The following is a 20732-nucleotide window of genomic DNA, read 5'->3' as shown; positions in this document are numbered from 1 at the left end:
TTTCAGCAGAGGTTAGTCACCAATCTAACGAAAGCCTAATCATAATAGATAAGATGTATATGGCACATGTAACTTATTATTAAGAAGACATCAAACAGCCGAAAACCAAGATAATCTATCTGGTTAGTGAATAGCTTATTTCTTAAAGATAAGACAATATAATCTTGTGAAAGATGGTCAAGAAGACGAGAGGATAGCATTTTAGTTTCAATGAACAGCAAAAAAAATAAGAGAAATCTTGTAGGGTTCAAATAAATATTATACCTTTGCCACACAAAAGACACATTCAATGATGTTTCACTTTATGAAACGTCCACACACAATCAAATGTAATTTCCCATACATATTTATATGTTTAGTAAAGAAGAATTATTAGAGAAAGAAGTTTCTGAACTTGAAACTATTGCTCAGAGCACAGGTGCTACCTATTCACCAGGAGATGACAAGGATAAGCTTGTTTATGCTATTCTTGACCGACAAGCTGAAGAGGCAGGCACAGCACACCCCTTAGAATCAAAGCGTAAGCGTACCAGGATAGCACGAAAGGATACTGATCGAGTTTATTCTGTTCATGGTGAAGAAGGGGAGAACTTTGATGTACAGAAGAATAAGGCTACGACTGCGAGTCAGCAATCTTTATTCAAAGACCTACCTGAATCAAAAGAGGAAAAGACTGAAGAGAAGTCTCCAGAAGAAATATTGGCATCTATTCCTAAGCATCGTGGCCGTAAGTCAAAGGCTGAATTAGAGGCTATTGCTGCTGCTGAAGCTGCATTAAAAGCTAAGTCTGAAGAGACGCCACAGGTTGAAGAACCTGCAGAGGAAGTGCAAGAAGAGAAAGCAGAACCTTCTGTTCCAGAAGACTTTATCCCAGAAGACCAGTTCTCTAACACACCTTCGCAAGAAGAGAATGAAGGGAAAGAAGAATTGCTCGCACGTCTTCAAGAGAAAGTGAATGCACATAATATGAATATGGATGCTGGCTATGCAACTACACCTGACGGGGTGTGGGCTGGTGATCCAGGCGATGGGACAGATTTTATTCCTGTTGTAGACTTACCAATAGAGGACCAAGGTGTTGTCCCAAACTATGATATGTTTGACCAACCAACACTACCTCCTCAGATGCCGTCAGTTCCTATCTATGATAATGCACCATCGGTAAACAATGCTGCATACGATTTCTCTGATATTATAAAGGCTAATGGTGTTCTTGAAGTAATGCCTGATGGGTATGGTTTCCTTCGTTCAAGCGATTATAATTACTTGTCATCACCAGATGATGTATATATTGCAAACAACCAGATTAAGCAATATGGTTTGAAAACGGGTGATGTTGTGGAATGCCACGTACGTCCACCACATGAGGGAGAGAAATACTTCCCACTGACAAGTATTGAGAAAATCAATGGTCGAAATCCGTCAGAAGTTCGCGACCGCATCCCATTCGAGCATCTTACTCCGCTCTTCCCAGATGAGAAATTTAGTCTTTGTGGTGATCCACGAACAACTAATCTCTCAACACGTATCGTTGATCTCTTCTCACCAATCGGTAAAGGACAGCGTGCTTTGATTGTGGCTCAACCAAAGACAGGTAAGACTATCTTGATGAAAGATATTGCAAATGCTATTGCAGCCAACCACCCAGAAGCTTACTTGATGATGCTTTTGATTGATGAACGTCCTGAGGAGGTTACGGATATGGCACGTACTGTAAATGCGGAAGTTATTGCCTCTACATTTGATGAACCAGCAGAACGCCACGTAAAGATTGCCGGAATTGTTTTAGAGAAGGCGAAGCGAATGGTTGAGTGTGGTCATGATGTTGTTATCTTCCTTGATTCTATTACTCGTTTGGCACGTGCATATAACACTGTTGCACCAGCATCTGGTAAGGTATTGACTGGTGGTGTTGATGCCAATGCACTGCAAAAACCAAAGCGTTTCTTTGGTGCTGCACGTAATATTGAGGGTGGTGGTTCTCTGACGATTATAGCAACAGCCTTGATAGATACTGGCTCTAAGATGGATGAAGTTATCTTCGAGGAGTTCAAGGGAACAGGTAATATGGAGTTGCAGCTTGACCGCAGCTTAAGTAATAAACGTATCTTCCCTGCTGTGAACTTGGTTGCTTCAAGTACTCGTCGTGATGACCTTTTGCAGGATCGTACAACACTTGACCGCATGTGGATACTTCGTAAGTATATTGCTGATATGAATTCTATTGAGGCGATGAACTCTATCCACGATCGTATGAGACGTACAGAGAATAATGAAGAGTTCCTATTGTCAATGAATGATTAGTATGATTAGATTATAAAACTTGCTTTTCTTTCAGAAAACAGCAAGGTAAGTAAATAAAAAAAATGTATCAAAAGTATGAAACAGAACGTTTCCTTTTGATACATTTTTTGTTTTTGTACTGTCCTGTAGAAATCTATAAAGGTCGATGCTTTTGGTTTACTTTAATTTTATGAAGGATTAATTTCTAATCATACAAAACTTATTAAAAATATTTTTCCTGTCATTTCTGTCATCATCTTTAAGTTTTTAATAAACTAATATACAATAAATTAGAGCCAAATGTTAAAATGACAGCAAACGAAATAAAAACTTTTTTCTATAATAAGGAGGAATTATTCCAATCTTATAACAACCGGAAAATACTCTTACCTTTTGATAAATCTTATATTTGTATAGCCAACAAGCATGTCGGTTCGCCCTCCTTGTGGGCGGTAATAAATAAGTGCTTGATAGCTGTTTTCTGTTTGGTAATGACCATCGTCTACTTTGAAAGATGAGAGTCTACCTTGTTCATCAGCAGCAAGAAATTGATAGTTGTAATAACCAAACTTCAAAGGGACTACCGCTTCATAATATCCTCCTGTAGAATTATAATTCATCTCATAAGCAAGAATCAAACGATTATATGTCCAATCGCCATTCAGAAATATTCTGTAAGGGTAGGGTGAGGGCACATTTAACTGAAAATGAGTCAAAATATAATCACTTGTTGTATTTATCTCTATATTATCCGAGTTGCGTATCAAATATGCACCATCAGCATCCTCGTCATAGAGATAATTTAATAAAGGGGCAGTAGGGAAGAGATAGGCATGATAGTTCTTACCATCCCAACTAATTTTATCTACGCCCATAGAGGTATAATCTGTTGAAAGAATCTCAAACTTTCGGTACTCATTACCCGCCCAAAAGATATAGTCTTGGTTATGTGACCACCTTAGACCATTTGACATAACATATTGAGGCTTACTGTTCCAACGAGCATCAAGCCAGTTACGATTTTGTAACACAACTGTCTTAATTTGTTGTTGAGGGTTACTAACCGTATAATTACCATAATCTACCTGCATCTCAGCTTGTTGTTGATTGCCATTAATAGTTTGGTCGGTTTGTGTGGTTATATTCAATCTTACTCCCATAGAACTTTCCACAGGCTCTGTAAGCATAAAACATGCTGTAAGCAAAGGCTGGGCAGAGCTATTATCATCATCATCGTATATGTAAAGACGATAATTACCAGACAACTTTGGACGGCATTTATCATTGGGAATATCCAAATGATAATGTGTATAAAGAGTGTTTGTTAGTGTAGACTCCTTTACATTATCTATTGTATTTCCTGCAATGAAACCATCTACGATATCGCTTTCAAAGAGTCCGACAGAAGGTTTCCAATCAGCCTCACAATGCTCTAAACGATAGGTCAGACGACGATAAGTATGCGTAAGATCATCAAAATCTATACTTATCTTACCATCATTGAGTACCATGACAGGTAGGTCCATCCATTTCTGATTAGCAACAACCTGCAATGAACGAAAGTTCTCGTCATGAATTTCATGGCGTTGCGCAGAAACAGAAATAGGTGAAAAACAAACTAAACAATAGACAAATAGTAAGGTTAATCGCTTCATTCTTCTTTACCCAATAAATCTTTGAGGAAATTATCGAGGTCATTATCTAAATCATGCATGAGATCACCACCAATGATTGCAATGTCATCATCAACAAGATAAAGCTCTGCAATATTATTCTTATCATCATCTTCAAGAATGAAGCTATAAGGTTTCATGATAGACATATTCTCTACTACATCCTTAATACGATTGAGAGATGAGCGCAAGATAGTAGCTATCTCTTGATAGAAATTATCACTTTTGTTGTCAATCCATTGGTCTATTACACAGCGAGTAATCTCGACGTCACTATCGTCAAAAGCCATAAGATCACCGCTATCTTGTGATACACGTAAATGAATATCAGTCATTGGCATGTCACAATCATCAGCGGTAAACTTCTGTGCAACCTTCTTCAAAAAGCGTTCAATCTGTTGTTGGGTTTGTTCGGTTTCTGTCATCTCAATGATTATAAGTTGATTTATTACAATGGCAAATATACAAAAAGTTTTCGAGTTTGTATAGATGTAGACATTTTTTTACGTTCTTTTTTTGATGGTTATAAAAAATATATTATCTTTGCAGCATAACTAATTGACATAAATCAGTTAAAAATAAGGAACTAAAAAGAAATGAAACAAACAATACTTGTTACTGGAGGGACTGGTTTTATAGGCTCACACACAACTGTTGAACTAATAGAAGCTGGATATGAAGTTGTTATTATAGATGACTTATCTAACTCTAAAATAGAGGTTTTAGATGGTATTGAGAAAATAACTGGTGTTCGTCCTGCATTCGAACAGGTGGACCTTCGCAATCATGAGGCAACTGAGAATGTCTTTCGTAAATATCCCAAAATTGAAGGTATTATTCATTTTGCAGCTTCTAAGGCAGTAGGGGAGAGTGTACAGAAGCCTCTGATGTATTATAGAAATAACATTGTTTCATTGATTAACCTCTTGGAGCTCATGCCTGAATACAATGTTAAGGGCATCATCTTCTCAAGTTCTTGTACTGTATATGGGCAACCAAAGCCTGAGAATCTTCCTGTTACAGAGAATGCTCCACACCAGAAAGCAACTTCTCCATACGGTAATACCAAAGAAATTAATGAGCAGATTATCTTAGACTATATTCATAGTGGTGCGAATATTAAGAGTATTGTATTAAGATATTTCAATCCTATTGGTGCACATCCATCTGCCTTGATTGGTGAGTTGCCAAATGGTGTTCCTAACAACTTGATTCCTTTTGTTACACAGACTGCCATGGGAATCAGAAAAGAACTAACTATCTTCGGCAATGACTATAATACTCCAGATGGTACTTGTATCCGTGATTATATCTATGTTGTAGATTTAGCAAAAGCTCATGTAGCAGCAATGGCACGTGTACTTGACCAAGAGACAGATAAGATAGAATACTTTAATATCGGTACAGGTAGTGGTAATTCAACAAAAGAAATTGTTGACACTTTTGAAAAGGCTACTGGTGTTAAGGTTAATTGGAAATATGGTCCACGTCGTGAAGGTGATATTGAAAAGATTTGGGGTGATTGCACCAAAGCCAACACAGTATTAGGTTGGAAGGCAGACACACCTTTGTCTGACGTTCTTGCTTCTGCATGGAAATGGCAGGAGAAGCTAAGAGAGGACGGAATTATGTAATTTTCTTTTTTTACGATTAATATAAGTCAAGATTAGTAAACAAAAACAGTATTGCAGGTGAAACCTGCTTTATTTTGTGTTTGTGTTGTTGTTATCCCTCGATGTGAATCGGGGGATAATTTTTTTATGCCTTTTAAATCTATAAAATCTTATAAACAGTAATAGTTCATGGGAGTAATTATTATCATTCCATCAGTAAACTATATGATTATATATTATCTAATAGAGAAGTAAACAATCCGCATTATCGAACAACATATAGGATAAAAAGATTAAAAAAAGAAAACTTTTATACGTGTAAATTTGCTAAATTCAGATATAATCTATACTTTTGCACATGATATTTGCGTTGTGCAAATGATTTAATAGATAATCACAAGGGTATGTCAATATCAAAGACAAGACAAAAGCTCGTTGATGTAGCGCGCCAGCTTTTTGCGAAGAATGGCATTGCAAACACAACAATGAACGACATTGCTAAGGCATCAGGGAAGGGTAGACGTACACTCTATACTTATTTTAAGAGTAAAGATGATGTCTATTATGCCGTTATAGAGTCGGAGTTAGAACGCCTATCTGATAAGTTAGACGAGGTAGCAGCAAAGAGTATAAGCCCTCAAGATAAAATCATCGAGCTTATTTACACACATCTTAGTATGATTAAAGAAACTGTTATGCGTAATGGTAATTTACGTGCAGAGTTCTTTAGGAATATTTGGATGGTAGAGAAGGCACGAAAGAACTTTGATGAAGACGAGATAGAACTTTTCCGAAAGGTTTATTCTGACGCTAAAGAGGATGGAGACTTTGACATAGAGAATGTAGAACTTGTTGCTGATATTACCCATTATTGTATTAAGGGACTTGAAGTTCCATTTATCTATGGGCGATTAGGACATGGTTTAACCGAGGAGTCTTCACGTCCACTTGTTGCAAAGGTTGTATATGGTGCTTTAGGTAAAAATGGTTTGAAATAATTAACACTAAGGCAACCTATCATTCAGTTTGTATATTCATAAACTAACAATATAAATCAAAACAACATGAAATTATTGGAAGGTAAAACAGCTCTGATTACAGGTGCTGCACGTGGTATTGGTAAGGCAATCGCATTAAAGTTTGCAGAAGAGGGTGCAAACATTGCATTCACCGATCTTGTTATCGATGAGAATGGTAAAGCAACAGAGGCAGAGATTGCTGCTAAGGGCGTAAAAGTAAAGGGTTACGCAAGTAATGCTGCAGATTTCGCACAGTCAGAAGAGGTTGTAAAGCAGGTCAAAGAGGAATTTGGTTCTATTGATATTCTTGTTAACAATGCCGGTATAACAAAAGATGGTCTTATGCTTCGAATGACTGAGCAGCAGTGGGATGCTGTTATAGCAGTGAACCTTAAGAGTGCTTTCAACTTCATTCATGCTTGTGTTCCAGTAATGATGCGTCAGCGTAATGGTAGTATTATCAATATGGCCAGTGTAGTCGGCGTACATGGTAATGCTGGTCAGGCTAATTATGCAGCATCAAAGGCTGGTATGATAGCCTTGGCTAAAAGTGTTGCACAGGAGATGGGTCCTAAGGGTATCCGTGCAAATGCTATCGCTCCAGGTTTCATTGATACCGCAATGACACAGGCTTTGGACGACGACATTCGTAAGGAATGGACATCAAAGATTCCTCTCCGCCGTGGTGGTACCGTTGACGATATTGCTAACACAGCGGTATATCTTGGCTCTGAACTATCAAGTTATGTGTCTGGTCAGGTTATCCAGGTTGATGGTGGTATGAATATGTAATACATTTCTCCCTCTCTCCTTATATCATGCAGATATAGGAGGGAGGAAGATATACTAATGTCTCTCTGAATTACATTTACAAATCCTTATCTTATATATATAAGGTGGGGAATACCTTATTCTAATTACTCAGACATACGTAGTAATCAACTAATAAGTTACTCTTTTTATTGTTAATCTGTTTTTATAACTCTCTTGTAAGGTATTGTTGACTATGGAAGTACTATACGAAGATAATCATATCATAATCGTCTATAAGGAAGCAGGCGAAATAGTTCAAGGTGATAAGACTGGTGACGAACCATTGTCTGAGATTGTCAAACGATGGATTAAGGACAAATACCAGAAGCCTGGTAATGTTTTCTTAGGTATTGTGCATCGTCTCGATCGTCCTGTTTCAGGATTAGTTGTATTTGCAAAAACGTCAAAAGCACTTACAAGACTTAACAATATGTTCCGAAATGGTGAGGTGCATAAGACTTATTGGGCCATTGTTACACGTCCACCATTGGAGAAAGAAGCGACATTAACAGACTGGCTTGTACGTAACGAACGACAGAATAAGAGTTACGCCTATAACCACCAGGTCCCTACATCCAAGAAATCTATCTTACATTATAAAGTAATCAATCAATCTGAACGTTATACATTACTGGAAATCAATCTAATGACTGGGCGTCATCATCAGATTCGTTGCCAACTTTCTAACATGGATTGCCCTATAAAAGGCGATCTAAAATATGGCGCACAACGTTCTAATTCAGATGGTAGTATCAGTTTGCTAAGCCATCGGATCGAATTTATTCACCCCGTTTCAAAAGAGAATATTTGTATTGAGTCACCTCTCCCTAACGATAACCTATGGCAGGCAATAGGCAATTTTTAATTGGAATTATAGACAAGCAACCGCATACTACATCTATTCCTTCCGAGTAGCAGATAAAGTTTATGGGCTGAAATTCTCAAAGATTGGCTTTCAGCCCATAATCGTTCAATAAAGAAAGTATTTTATACTAACCTTATCTTCAGCCTTTTCAATTAATAAAGTAAAATAGCCATCCAATTGAGAAGGATAAAAACACACATTATTTCAAGAATATTTTTTATTTTGTTTTGCTGTCATATTTAACATTTCTCACAACTCTACTGTAAACCAACAAGTTAGGGTATGATAACGAATGACAGTAATGACAGCAAAAATATTTTATTATGAAATACGTTGTCATCGCCCTATAGTGGCGGAGCATGCAGGAAACTATTATCATGAGAAAACTAATTTTTGCAGTAGACACAATGTTAAAATACTAATTCAAGATATTTTATTTCATTTTCACCACCGCAATAAACGCAAAATAAAGCAAACAGAATGATACCTTATAAGTAGATTTGTCCCCCAGATTATTAGCTTATAAAGAGTAAAGGACTACACCATATTGCCATTTTGTTACAGACGAATTAGGTTATATACTATCAGTTATGGTTAAGAATATTGTGAGAATAGTTTGTTAGAACCGTAATTTATCATCTCATCATCTATGATATTCTCGTACGGGAATGTGATTTATAGTGAGTCAGCAGGCTTGTGTTGTAAACCTTTTTCATACTTTTCAAAGCCAATACTTGCCCTTCATGCTTCAAGAAGATGCCCAATAGGCTTCAAGAAGACGCCCTTCTTGATTGTTACTAAGGCTCTTCTTGCGTCTTATTAGGCATGTTCTTCTGCACTGATTATAACTAATTGGTTTACTGTTAGTTGTCAACCTTAGCTTATACGAGAATTACCTTTCCTTTTAATTATATTTACAAGAATATTTTGTAAGAGCTTTTTACATTCATCTCCACTCTTAATCTTTATACTTTAAGATGTGAATACTCGTCTACAACATTTTAAATTGCAAGAATATATATGTGTAACATGATATCGTATTAACCAATCGCCCTGTGCTCTTCTATGGAAGAATAAAGCCTTATTCCTCTCACAGAAGAACACAGATGTCAAGGGTGTATGTCTTGTTCAATCGTCACCAACATACGAAGAAGCCAGAGAATAACGCCATAAAAGATAGACTTGTAATATCGATAGCGAGGGTAGGATACTAAATATCACCACCTTAATTTATTCCATGTTCATTCAGTGCTTTTGCATATTTTGCAGCATTTTTCTGATGCTCCTCGTATGTCTTAGCAAAGTTATGGGTTCCACTAAAGTCTTCTTTTGCACACATATAGATATAATCATGGTGTACATAATTAAGTACAGCATCAATTGCTGCAACTGAAGGGATGCGAATAGGCCCAGGAGGAAGACCACGATATTTATAGGTGTTATATGGATTGTCTATCGTAAGCCACTTCTGATAAATACGATGAGCAGTGAAATTCTTAGTAGCAAACTTCACAGTTGGGTCGGCTTGGAGAGGCATGTTGAGGTGCAAACGGTTGATATACATACCCGCAATATTTGGCATTTCAGCCTCATTATCCGTCTCCTCATCCACAATACTTGCGAGTGTAACTATCTCACTCTCAGTAAATCCAGCCTGCTTAGCTTTCTCTTTACGTTCAAAATTCCAGAACTTCTTATTCTCTTCACTCATCTTATCGAGGAACTTATCGACAGAAATATTCCAATAAAAGTCGTACGTATTAGGAATAAACATTGCTGGGATAGTCTCTGGCGTGAAGCCATATTTCTTACATACCTCTTTTGATTTGAGGCGTGAAAGCAGTTCAGCACGTGTAAACATCAGTTTTTCACTTACGTCTGTAGCAAGGTCGTCTATCGTTCTTACAGACCGTATAGTTACTTTCACTGGTGCTTGTAAACCATTAATAATATGACGTGATGTCTGAAGTGAACCAGAAGAGCCTACAACAAATCTACCAGGACGTATCTTTTTCGCATATCCCATTACCCCAGCAATCTGCTTAAAGACCCAAAATCCTTGAGGAGTTGAGAGCGGTTGAAGCTTGGCATATACAGAGTCAATATTGTCATCTTCGTCAATCTGAATGTATGTCTCATTACCTGTACGAGACATTCCAGAGAAGAAAAGAAAATATGTTACACCAGCTAATACGACAAGAACTGATATTAAAATCCAACGGGAAGTTGTTCCTTTTCCCTTCTTTTTATTCTTACTCATTGTCTTAAATTTATTCTTCTAAGGTGCAAAGGTACAATATTTAAGTATTAATTGAGCAATGACAAGCAACTTTGATAGCCTCTTTTTCGAAATTTAAGGGAAAAAGTAACCTAATGTCTATATTATTATGTACTTTTGTCTGAGATTAATAAAAGGATAATGAGAGATTTTAAGACTTATATCTTCGATTTAGATGGTACATTACTTAGTACGCTAAACGATTTAGCATCAAGTACAAATTATGCGCTTCGTTGGGCTGGCATGCCTGAACGAACAATAGAGGAAGTACGTATGTTCGTTGGTAATGGTGTTAAGCTATTAATGGAACGAGCTATCCCAGAGGGAGTTAATAACCCTAAGTTCGAGGAAACATACGCAAAATTCCGAGAACATTATATGGAACATAATCTTGACACAACACGTCCATACGATGGTGTACCAGAACTGTTACATGAACTAAAACGACGTGGTAAGCACCTTGCTATTGTAAGTAACAAATTCTATGCGGCCACACAAGACCTTGCAAAACATTTTTTCCCGGATACGATAGAGGTAGCAATAGGAGAGCGAGAGAACATTAGGAAGAAACCAGCTCCCGACACTGTATTAGAAGCTTTGCGTCAACTAAATGTATCAAAAGAAGATGCCGTGTATATAGGCGATAGTGATGTAGATATCATGACAGCAAAGAATTGTGGCTTACCTTGTATTAGTGTGCTTTGGGGATTTCGTGATAAAGACTTCTTAATAGAGCATGGAGGCTCTCTGTTCGTAGAAAAACCAATTGAAATTCTAAGCAGGTTATAACGATTAACCAATTACTTGCTATTCAATTAAATGGCAAGTAATTGGAATAAATATTAGTAGAAGAGATTACTCAAGAAGCCTAACAAGGCTCAATAATCCTTTTTAGTGTAAGTCTCATCTAGCAATACTTTTGATGGAGTAGCACCAGAACGATAGGTATATTGGAAATTAAATCCAGCATCCTTGTACCCTTTCGAACCAGGGTCAGCCTTCAACGCATCACGTAAAGCCTTTCTGAGCTCTGCTCTCTTAGCGTGGACAGCCTGCTCGTTATCAGCTTTACCAACAAGTGAATAGTAATAATGGATAGTGCGAGAAGGTGCCTCAAAAACCATGCTATCCATTCTCGTGTCATTAACAACAGGAGTCGGGCATTTCTTCTCGGTATATTCTTTACATTCTTGTGCTGCCCTTTCCTCTAAACTATTACGACAGGCAGAGAGTGAAAGTAGCAATAAAGCTGCATAAAATAAATGTTTCATTCCTTTTAATTTAATGTTAATTACAGTTTAGGACTATCTAACCAAGAACAGTCTTTTAACTTTCTTTCTAACTATATATCCAATGCAAAGATAAGAAAAAATAAACAATTTCTTATTTTAACGTTCTTAATTCTCAATAAAAATCATTATATTTGCAGATTGAAAATATAGACAAACGAATGAATCATATAAGGAATTTCTGCATTATTGCCCATATTGACCATGGTAAATCAACCTTGGCTGATCGTCTTTTAGAGTACACACAGACGATAAAAATTACTGAAGGGCAGATGCTTGACGATATGGATTTGGAGCGTGAACGTGGTATAACTATCAAAAGTCATGCTATCCAGATGGAGTACACATTAGGTAAGGAGAAATATGTACTTAATCTTATTGATACTCCAGGACATGTTGACTTCTCGTATGAGGTGTCACGAAGCATTGCAGCGTGTGAAGGTGCATTGCTTATCGTTGATGCAACGCAGGGCGTACAGGCGCAGACTATCTCTAACCTCTATATGGCTATCGACCATAATTTGGAGATTATCCCTGTTATCAATAAGATAGATATGCCTAACGCAATGCCTGAAGAGGTCGAGGATGAGATTGTCGACCTTATTGGTTGTGACCCAAAGGACATCATTCGAGCAAGTGGAAAGACGGGGGAAGGCGTACCAGACATACTTGAAGCTATCATAAAACGCATCCCTTCACCAACAGGAGATGTCAACGCTCCACTTCAGGCCCTCATCTTTGACTCTATCTTCAACTCTTTCCGTGGTATTATCACGCTTTGCAAGGTTGAGAACGGAGTCATAAAAAAAGGTGATAAGGTTAAGTTTGTACAGACTGGTATGGAATATACCGCTGATGAAGTTGGCGTATTAAAGATGGAGATGATGCCAACCCAACAACTGTCAACAGGTGAGGTAGGATATATCATTTCTGGTATTAAGAATGCTACTGAGGTAAAGGTGGGCGATACAGTAACACACATTGTCAATCCTTGCAAACATGCCATTGAAGGCTTCCAAGAGGTAAAACCAATGGTCTTTGCGGGCGTCTATCCTATCGACCCAAATGACTACGAAGGGTTGCGTGCTTCCTTAGAGAAACTTCAACTTAATGACGCTTCACTTACGTTCCAACCAGAGAGTTCGCAAGCTTTGGGATTCGGTTTCCGTTGTGGCTTCTTAGGATTGCTTCACATGGAGATTGTGCAGGAACGATTAGATAGAGAGTTCAATATGGATGTTATTACCACCGTACCTAACGTTAGCTACATGGTATATGACAAACAAGGGAATGTTAAAGAGGTTCACAACCCCTCTGGCCTTCCAGATCAGACTATGATTGATCATATTGAAGAACCTTATATTAAGGCCTCTATCATTACCTCCAGTGAATACATTGGACCTATTATGACGTTGTGTCTTGATAAACGTGGTGAGCTTGTCAGTCAGAACTACGTGAGTGGAAATAGATTGGAACTCATCTTTATGATACCATTGGGTGAGATTGTGATTGACTTCTATGATAAATTGAAGAGTATTTCTAAAGGATACGCCTCATTTGATTATCACATTGATTCTTTCCGTTCATCCAAGTTAGCAAAGCTTGATATTCTTCTGAATGGAGAGGCCGTTGATGCCCTTTCTACTCTGACACATGAGAGTAATGCTGTCGGATTTGGAAGAAGGATATGTGAGAAGCTGAAAGACTTGATACCACGCCAGCAATTTGACATCGCTATACAAGCTGCTATCGGTGCTAAAATCATTGCACGAGAAACCGTTAAGCAGGTACGTAAAGATGTTACCGCAAAGTGTTATGGTGGTGATATTAGCCGTAAGCGTAAGCTCTTAGAGAAGCAGAAGAAAGGTAAGAAACGTATGAAACAGATTGGAAACGTACAAGTTCCACAGAAAGCATTCCTTGCCGTATTGAAGTTGGATTAAAGTCAAAGTAATAAGAAAGGAAAGGAATATGAAGGATTTGGTTAATGATACAAGAGATATTGCACGTGAATTGGCACGTAAATATAGTACGATGACTCATGACGAGTTAGATGTACTTGAGAGTATCCTTGTGCCCATGAAATTCGCCAAAGGACAGATGATTCTCAGCGAAGGGGAAATCTGTAAGCATTTCTATTACATAGAAAAAGGACTTATTCGTCAGTTCTACTTTAAGAATGGTAAGCAAATTACCGAACATTTAGGAGAGGACAGAAGTATCTTTATGTGTATAGAGAGCCTTTTCCGTGAAGAACCTACAAAGTTACAGGTAGAGGCTTTAGAGCCTACATGGGTTTACGCACTACCTAAGCAGAAGCTTGAACAGGTGGCATTACATAATGTTAATATTCAGATTCTTTATCGCAAGATATTGGAAGAGAGTCTTATAACATCGCAAATTCATGCCGACCTCGTACGTTTTGAAACTGCACAGGCCCGTTACAAAAGAATGTGTAAACTCAATCCACAAGTTGTCTTACGTGCACCATTGGTTTATATAGCCAGTTATTTACAAATGACACCAGAGACATTAAGCCGTGTTAGGTCATCAACATTGCTTGATGATTAAGCGGTCTTTTATCTATCAAGTGTTATAAAACAGAGGGTTAGGGGAAGTTAAATAATTACTTATTTCGTTTAATTACAAACATGTAACACGTGAAAATAGTAATTACTTAGGTTTCTCTAACTTTTTTGTAAGCCTCTATAATAGAGGGAGCTAAAGGCTATCTAAGAAAGAAAGGGTATAGTTGTAAAATGATATTAGATAGATATTTTATACTTGACATCAGTATATCAACTTATTATTAACAACAAGTTGATATATTTTGGAGCAAAGGATTGTGAAATTTTAGCTATCAGCATAAGTTGATGTTTATACTTAACACTAAGCGTGATAAATATAAACACAAGTTTAGGACTACGTTAGAATATTTCTACACGACACATATATAATAAGGTACCAACGCCGCAAATGTACAAATCTTTTGACATAAGGTGATCAATATAGGGTAGTATCGACCTTAAATAGAGACTTATGTAAATATCATACTTTCCTTATTAAACCCAATAGATCATACTAAGTTAGGTCTAAGTAGAACTAATCTAACGCTTCGTAAAGAAGATAACATAACGAGAAATTATATTTGTTCTTCCCCTTCCCAGAACTCCCAACTTGCAAAAGCCTGTAAGAGAAGCATTTCAAGACCGTTCTTTACAACTGCTCCATGCTCACGTCCTTTGGCCATAAAGAGGGTCTCATCTGGATTATAAAGTAAGTCGTAAAGTAGAGTGTGACTATTCATTGCGTCATAGGGGAGGGTAGGACACTCTTCTGTCTTAGGATACATACCAAGAGGAGTACAATTAACAATAACATTATACTCTTCGATTACCTCTGGTGTTATCTCTTCGTATGTTAAGACATTAGGACGTTTTGTACGTGAAACAAACATTGTTTCTAACCCAAGTGACTTTAATCCATAATTTATAGCCTTTGATGCTCCACCCGTACCAAGGATAAGTGCCTTCTTATGATGGCGTTCAAGCAAAGGTTCAATACTTCGTGTAAAACCAATCACATCACTATTGAAACCTTTAAGTATCGTCTTATTACCCTTATGAGTGACACGAATAACATTCACAGCACCAATAGCTTTAGCTTCTGGACTAAGACTATCAAGATAAGGAATTACCTGTTCCTTATAAGGAATGGTCACATTCAGTCCACGTAATTGAGGATTAGCATCAATTACCTCTTTAAAATCCTCTATAGATGGGATTTCAAAGTTGATATATTGGGCATTGATGTGTTCGTTCTCAAACTTCTCATTGAAATAGCCAATTGAGAAAGAATGCCCTAATGGGTAGCCAATTAGTCCGTACTTATCCATATCTTAACCTTGTTCTATAAATTATTCTTTTGTTCATCCACTGTCTCAGTCAGTATTTCACTCACAAACTAACATTCTCTATATCTGGCTTCATTCAAGTCAGTCGCTAAATGCGTTGAATGACTTATAAGATAACATGAGATGTTAATTATGACAATAAAAGGAATCAATACCGCTATGGTAACATCTGAAAGAAAATCTTCTTATTTTAGTAGACTTTGTCTATCTAAGTTTTGGAAGAGCTTATTCTGCGACATACATCTCACACTGAGATATAATAGTAGTTGATTTTATAATTTACTTTTCTGCGAAATACATCGTACAGATACCGAATGTCAACCTGCGGAAAGAGCTTTTTGAGAAGCCTGCTTTTTGAAATATCTCCATCATCTTCTCGCCTTGTGGGAAAGCCTCAACAGTCTTATTTAGATATTCGTATGCACTTTTATCTTTTGAGATAAACTTAGCATAGTTAAGCAAGAATGTGTTAGAATAGAAGCGGAAGAGTTGTTTCATTGGGAACTTAACAGGTGTGGTTAGTTCAACAATACTCAGATGACCACCCTTCTTCAGTACACGACAAATCTCGGCAAGTCCCTTGTCAAGGTTTTGAAAATTACGAATACCAAAGGCTGCAGTCACTGCGTCAAAGGTATTATCAGGAAAAGAAAGGTTGAGACAGTCCTCTTTCTGAAAAGAAATAACATCGCTTAATCCTGCAGCCTTAACTTTCTCTCGACCGATAGCCATCATTCCTTCAGAGATATCTGCACCGATGAGATGTTCTGGCTTCAGCTCGTTGGCAGCAAGAATGGCAAAGTCACCAGTTCCTGTAGCAATATCAAGCATCTGCTTAGGGCGATAGGGTAGAAGCTGTCGGATAGCCTTCTTACGCCATCCTTTATCTATATTTCCAGAGAGACGATGGTTCAGTGTGTCATAGGTTGGTGCGATGTTATCAAACATCTCTTCTATAAGTTTACCTTTCTCACCATTACCATCGTAGGGTTTAATCTTTTCCTGCTCGTACATATTCTTACTTTAGTTCATAATCCACAACCCTAAATTCATAATATTGATAACTATATCTTGATAGCCTAAATAGTTTCTAATAACATATTAGACATATATCAGTGTATAGAATTTATCAAAAACATGAATTTAGGATTATGAATTCATATTTATCCTTTTACTTTCTTGAAGCAAGGTACTGCTTTACATTCTTCTCAATGCGTGCAGCAATATCACCATCTTCAGCAGCCTTATCGAACTTCTCACCAGTGATATGTTCATACAACTCAATGTAACGTTCGCTTACACTCTCGGCATATTCGTCTGTAATCTCAGGCATTGTCTGTCCTGGTTCATTCATAAAATTATGCTCGATAAGCCATTGACGAACAAATTCCTTTGATAATTGCTTCTGTGGTTCGCCCTTCTCAAGTTTCTCTTCATACCCATCAGCATAGAAGTAGCGGCTTGAGTCTGGTGTATGAATCTCATCAATGAGGTAACACTGACCATCACGCTTGCCAAACTCATACTTAGTATCAACGAGTATCAAGCCCTGCTTTGCAGCAATCTCCTGACCACGTGCAAAGAGCTTACGGGTCCAGTCTTCGATGATTGCATAGTCTTCTGCAGAAACAATACCCTGCTTAATAATCTCTTCCTTAGAGATGTTCATATCGTGACCTTCGTCAGCCTTAGTAGTTGGAGTTACGATTGGTTCTGGGAAACGCTCGTTCTCACGCATACCATCAGGGAGTTTCACACCGCAAATCTCACGACATCCGTCCTTGTAGGCACGCCATGCAGAACCTGTAAGGATTGAGCGGATAATCATTTCAACACGAAAGCCTTCACACTTCAGACCAACAGTTACCATTGGATCAGGAGTAGCTAACTTCCAGTTAGGACAGATGTCTGTTGTCAGGTCAAGGAACTTGGCAGCAATCTGGTTCAATACCTGTCCTTTAAACGGTATTCCCTTTGGTAGTACAACGTCGAATGCAGAGATTCGGTCGGTAGCAACCATGACGATAAGATCGTCGTTGATGTCATACACATCACGTACTTTTCCGTGATAAACACTCTTCTGTCCATCGAAATGGAATTCAGTTTTTGTTAATGCTTTCATTGTTTTTATGTTTATAGAGTCCTATCTCTTGTTAGCTTTATCGTGTGCTTCGTATGCATTCACGATACGCGTAACTAGTTTGTGTCTTACAATGTCTTTTTTATCAAGATTGATGACAGAGATACCATCTACGCCACTCAGAATAGAAAGAGCTTCTTTTAGTCCACTCTTCTCTGCATGTGGAAGGTCAATCTGAGTCAAGTCACCTGTGATTACCATCTTTGTATTCCAGCCCATACGTGTTAAGAACATACGGATTTGAGCTGGTGTTGTATTCTGTGCTTCATCAAGGATTACCACAGCGTCACTCAATGTTCTTCCTCGCATGAAAGCTAATGGCGCAATCTGAATGATATGCTTATCCATCATATCCTGTAGCTTTACAGCTGGAATCATGTCCTCTAAAGCATCATAAAGTGGTTGCAGATAGGGGTCAATCTTATCCTTCATGTCACCTGGAAGGAAGCCAAGTTTCTCACCAGCTTCAACGGCTGGACGGGATAAGATAATCTTCTTTGCAGCTTTTTCCTTAAGAGCTTTTACTGCTAAAGCTATACTAAGGTAAGTCTTACCCGTTCCCGCTGGTCCGACAGCAAATATCATATCGTTTTTCTCGAAGGCATCAATCAGTTGCTGCTGATGCTCCGAACGACCTTTAATAGGTCTACCTGATACAGAATAAACAAGGACGTCCTTTACCGCATCAGCTTTGGTCTTACGACCTTTCACGATATCAAGGATGTCCTCTTCTGTAATGGTGTTATACCGTTCTACATGCTTACGCATGGTTTCAATGTCTTCTTCTATCTTAACCATCTCCTCTTCGTCACCTAAGATACGTATAACATTGTCTCTTGCAACAATCCTCAACTTAGGGAAGAGTGACTTTATCATTTGGAGGTGACCATTGCCAACTCCATAGAAGACTACTGGGTCTATATCTTCAAGAACTATATGCTTTTCTATCAATTTCCTCTATTTTATATTTGTTCGCAAAGTTACTATAAAATAATGATACTTGCAAATTATTCCTAATTCATAATTATCAATTAGCAAAAACTTATTACCTTTGTATCAATGAAAAGAAAATCAAAGATAACAAAGAAGCGCTATTTATTAGGTTTCATAACAATAACTTTATTCTTAGCCATCATTAGGTTACTGTTTCCGTCTATTGCACAAGATAAGACGAAAGCTTTATCTAATGTTGATAGTACTCGTGTCACTGAAAAAGCGGATTCTGCTAAGATTAAAGAGCAATCAACTCCAAGTAACACAACCATATCTCATTTCTTCAAATCGGATGGTTCACAAAAGAGGAATAGAATTGTAGGTGTTCGAGATTATGACGAGAGTTTCCCAGACTCTCAACCACAACAACTTGAAGCAGCACTACGTTATGGGGTGAAACCTGTCCTTAACCGCACTGATGCAGAGAAGCGAAAAGGGGAGTTAGTATATATAGGCTGTAATCCTTATTACAATCTAAAGAAGTTGAATAATAGTATTCCATATCTTGTTCCACGTGCTGCCATCCTGCTTCAAGATATTGCACATAATTTCATGGATAGCTTGCAAACAAAGGGCGTACCTATAAATAAGTTCCTTGTATCAAGTGTTTTAAGAACCAAAGAAGACGTTGATAAACTTCGTAAACACAATCATAATGCAACAGAAAATAGTTGCCATCTATATGGAACAACCTTTGATATTGCGTACAATAAATATGCAGCTGTTACTCGTCCGGTAAGGAATGATACACTTAAGTGGGTTTTAAGTGAGGTTTTGAACGACCTCCGTTCGCAAGGAAGATGTTTTATAAAGCACGAGAAACATCAAGGTTGCTTCCATATTACGGTTAGATGATTTAGCAATATAGGCTACAATGGTTCTAAGACGCTTTCATATAATAAAGCATTAGGATATGAGGAATACTCGTTATAGTCTTAATATAATCATCAGATTATTTGGTTGTTAGAAAAAAAAGACGTACTTTTGCATCCGCTATCACGAGATGATAGCATTAAATTCAAACCTTTAAAATATTTATTAAACAATTATGGCAACAAAAATCAGATTGCAGCGCGGTGGTCGTAAGAACTATGCTTTCTACAGCATCGTAATCGCTGACGCTCGTGCACCACGTGATGGTAAGTTTACTGAGAAGATTGGTACTTATAACCCAAACACCAATCCAGCCACAGTAGATTTGAATTTTGAACGTGCTCTTTACTGGGTTGAGACAGGTGCTCAGCCAACAGACACTGCTCGTAACATCCTTAAGGGTGAGGGTGTTTACATGATGAAGCATCTCCGTGGCGGTGTTAAGAAGGGTGCATTCGACGAGGCTGCATGCCAGCAGAAGTTCGATGCATGGAAGCAAGCTAAGGTTGCAGCTACAGAAGCTGTCGAGAAGAAGGTAACCGATGCGAAGAAGGCTGCTGCTGCTCAGAACCTTGAAGCTGAGAAGAAAGTAAACGAAGCTATTGCTAAGAAGGTTGCAGACAAGAAAGCTGCTGCCGCTGCAGTACAGGCTGAGGCTGAGGCAGCTAAGGCTGCTGAGGACACTACTTCTGAAGCTCCTGCAGAGGAGGCACCAGCAGAGGCATAATCCTCGCTCGCTATTAAAGTATAAGTCCATAGACTCAGCACGAGTTTATGGACTTTTTCTTTTGTATTAGTTTCTAAAATGATACCGTACAGTGGACATCCTCTTTCAAGTAAGCTATTATAATGATAATGAATATAATAAGAAACTTCCTCCTTTTTAATTCAAGACAGCGGTCATTAGCTGCACTGACGTTGAGTTTTGGACACCTTAATGAATATCGTCAAGGAAGAAGTGGCTTAGTATATTTATCATT

General features: G+C 37.9%; 18 protein-coding genes. 10 read left to right on the top strand and 8 right to left on the bottom strand.

Annotated features, from left to right (window positions below):
- Nucleotides 1–351 precede the first annotated feature (351 nt).
- Nucleotides 352–2304 carry a transcription termination factor Rho gene (gene rho, locus CHB62_RS00540; protein ID WP_089365238.1) on the top strand — a complete coding sequence of 651 codons (1953 nt, stop codon included), beginning with the start codon at nucleotides 352–354 and terminating at the stop codon, nucleotides 2302–2304.
- 365 nt (nucleotides 2305–2669) lie between these two features.
- Here rho and CHB62_RS00535 read toward each other — a convergent pair whose 3' ends face one another.
- Nucleotides 2670–3938: a type IX secretion system plug protein gene (locus CHB62_RS00535; RefSeq protein ID WP_089365237.1), complete on the bottom strand. Its 1269-nt coding sequence runs from the start codon at nucleotides 3936–3938 to the stop codon at nucleotides 2670–2672.
- Entirely contained in the window at nucleotides 3935–4381 is a 447-nt protein-coding gene (locus tag CHB62_RS00530) for a hypothetical protein (RefSeq protein ID WP_089365236.1), read from the bottom strand. The genes CHB62_RS00535 and CHB62_RS00530 overlap by 4 nt, the downstream gene beginning before the upstream one ends.
- 171 nt (nucleotides 4382–4552) lie before the next feature.
- Here CHB62_RS00530 and galE point away from each other — a divergent pair, with 171 nt between their 5' ends.
- From galE to CHB62_RS00510, 4 genes are all read left to right on the top strand, one after another.
- Nucleotides 4553–5590: a UDP-glucose 4-epimerase GalE gene (galE, locus tag CHB62_RS00525; protein ID WP_089365235.1), complete on the top strand. Its 1038-nt coding sequence runs from the start codon at nucleotides 4553–4555 to the stop codon at nucleotides 5588–5590.
- A 383-nt stretch (nucleotides 5591–5973) separates the two neighbouring features.
- Nucleotides 5974–6567, top strand: coding sequence for a TetR/AcrR family transcriptional regulator (locus CHB62_RS00520; protein WP_009010737.1), 594 nt, complete (start codon nucleotides 5974–5976; stop codon nucleotides 6565–6567).
- 66 nt (nucleotides 6568–6633) lie between these two features.
- Complete coding sequence (gene fabG, locus CHB62_RS00515) at nucleotides 6634–7380, top strand: 3-oxoacyl-[acyl-carrier-protein] reductase (RefSeq protein ID WP_009010738.1); 747 nt, start codon at nucleotides 6634–6636, stop codon at nucleotides 7378–7380.
- Between the two features lie 214 nt (nucleotides 7381–7594).
- Complete coding sequence (locus CHB62_RS00510) at nucleotides 7595–8266, top strand: RluA family pseudouridine synthase (protein WP_089365234.1); 672 nt, start codon at nucleotides 7595–7597, stop codon at nucleotides 8264–8266.
- 1225 nt (nucleotides 8267–9491) lie between these two features.
- Here the strand turns inward: CHB62_RS00510 and mltG are convergent.
- A complete protein-coding gene (gene mltG / locus CHB62_RS00505; RefSeq protein ID WP_089365233.1) occupies nucleotides 9492–10526 on the bottom strand; it encodes an endolytic transglycosylase MltG in 1035 nt (344 codons plus the stop codon).
- A gap of 159 nt (nucleotides 10527–10685) precedes the next feature.
- Between mltG and CHB62_RS00500 the strand changes: the two genes are divergently transcribed.
- On the top strand, nucleotides 10686–11333 hold the full coding sequence (locus CHB62_RS00500) for an HAD family hydrolase (protein WP_009010742.1): 648 nt from the start codon (nucleotides 10686–10688) through the stop codon (nucleotides 11331–11333).
- An 89-nt stretch (nucleotides 11334–11422) separates the two neighbouring features.
- On the opposite strand, the gene CHB62_RS00495 is transcribed toward CHB62_RS00500, so the two are convergent.
- Nucleotides 11423–11815, bottom strand: coding sequence for a DUF8479 domain-containing protein (locus CHB62_RS00495; RefSeq protein ID WP_089365232.1), 393 nt, complete (start codon nucleotides 11813–11815; stop codon nucleotides 11423–11425).
- Nucleotides 11816–11994: 179 nt separating this feature from the next.
- On the opposite strand from CHB62_RS00495, the gene lepA reads away from it, so the two are divergent.
- Together lepA and CHB62_RS00485 are read left to right on the top strand one after the other, a co-directional pair.
- Entirely contained in the window at nucleotides 11995–13776 is a 1782-nt protein-coding gene (gene lepA, locus CHB62_RS00490) for a translation elongation factor 4 (RefSeq protein WP_089365231.1), read from the top strand.
- Nucleotides 13777–13804: 28 nt separating this feature from the next.
- Nucleotides 13805–14404, top strand: coding sequence for a Crp/Fnr family transcriptional regulator (locus CHB62_RS00485; protein ID WP_009010746.1), 600 nt, complete (start codon nucleotides 13805–13807; stop codon nucleotides 14402–14404).
- A 571-nt stretch (nucleotides 14405–14975) separates the two neighbouring features.
- Here CHB62_RS00485 and CHB62_RS00480 read toward each other — a convergent pair.
- The 4 genes from CHB62_RS00480 to CHB62_RS00465 form a co-directional block, all read right to left on the bottom strand.
- Nucleotides 14976–15728: a shikimate dehydrogenase family protein gene (locus CHB62_RS00480; RefSeq protein WP_089365230.1), complete on the bottom strand. Its 753-nt coding sequence runs from the start codon at nucleotides 15726–15728 to the stop codon at nucleotides 14976–14978.
- 297 nt (nucleotides 15729–16025) lie between these two features.
- Nucleotides 16026–16760 carry a bifunctional demethylmenaquinone methyltransferase/2-methoxy-6-polyprenyl-1,4-benzoquinol methylase UbiE gene (gene ubiE / locus CHB62_RS00475; RefSeq protein ID WP_089365229.1) on the bottom strand — a complete coding sequence of 245 codons (735 nt, stop codon included), beginning with the start codon at nucleotides 16758–16760 and terminating at the stop codon, nucleotides 16026–16028.
- 157 nt (nucleotides 16761–16917) lie between these two features.
- Nucleotides 16918–17868, bottom strand: coding sequence for a phosphoribosylaminoimidazolesuccinocarboxamide synthase (locus CHB62_RS00470; RefSeq protein ID WP_089365228.1), 951 nt, complete (start codon nucleotides 17866–17868; stop codon nucleotides 16918–16920).
- A gap of 21 nt (nucleotides 17869–17889) precedes the next feature.
- Entirely contained in the window at nucleotides 17890–18837 is a 948-nt protein-coding gene (locus CHB62_RS00465) for a PhoH family protein (protein WP_089365227.1), read from the bottom strand.
- 108 nt (nucleotides 18838–18945) lie between these two features.
- Here CHB62_RS00465 and CHB62_RS00460 point away from each other — a divergent pair, with 108 nt between their 5' ends.
- Both CHB62_RS00460 and CHB62_RS00455 read left to right on the top strand, forming a co-directional pair.
- Nucleotides 18946–19734 carry a DUF5715 family protein gene (locus tag CHB62_RS00460; protein ID WP_089365226.1) on the top strand — a complete coding sequence of 263 codons (789 nt, stop codon included), beginning with the start codon at nucleotides 18946–18948 and terminating at the stop codon, nucleotides 19732–19734.
- Nucleotides 19735–19927: 193 nt separating this feature from the next.
- Complete coding sequence (locus CHB62_RS00455) at nucleotides 19928–20479, top strand: 30S ribosomal protein S16 (RefSeq protein ID WP_089365225.1); 552 nt, start codon at nucleotides 19928–19930, stop codon at nucleotides 20477–20479.
- The last annotated feature ends 253 nt before the right edge of the window (nucleotides 20480–20732 follow it).

It is taken from the genome of Prevotella jejuni, assembly GCF_900187995.1.
Classification (GTDB): domain Bacteria; phylum Bacteroidota; class Bacteroidia; order Bacteroidales; family Bacteroidaceae; genus Prevotella; species Prevotella jejuni.
This window is presented reverse-complemented; position numbering and strand designations above follow the sequence as displayed.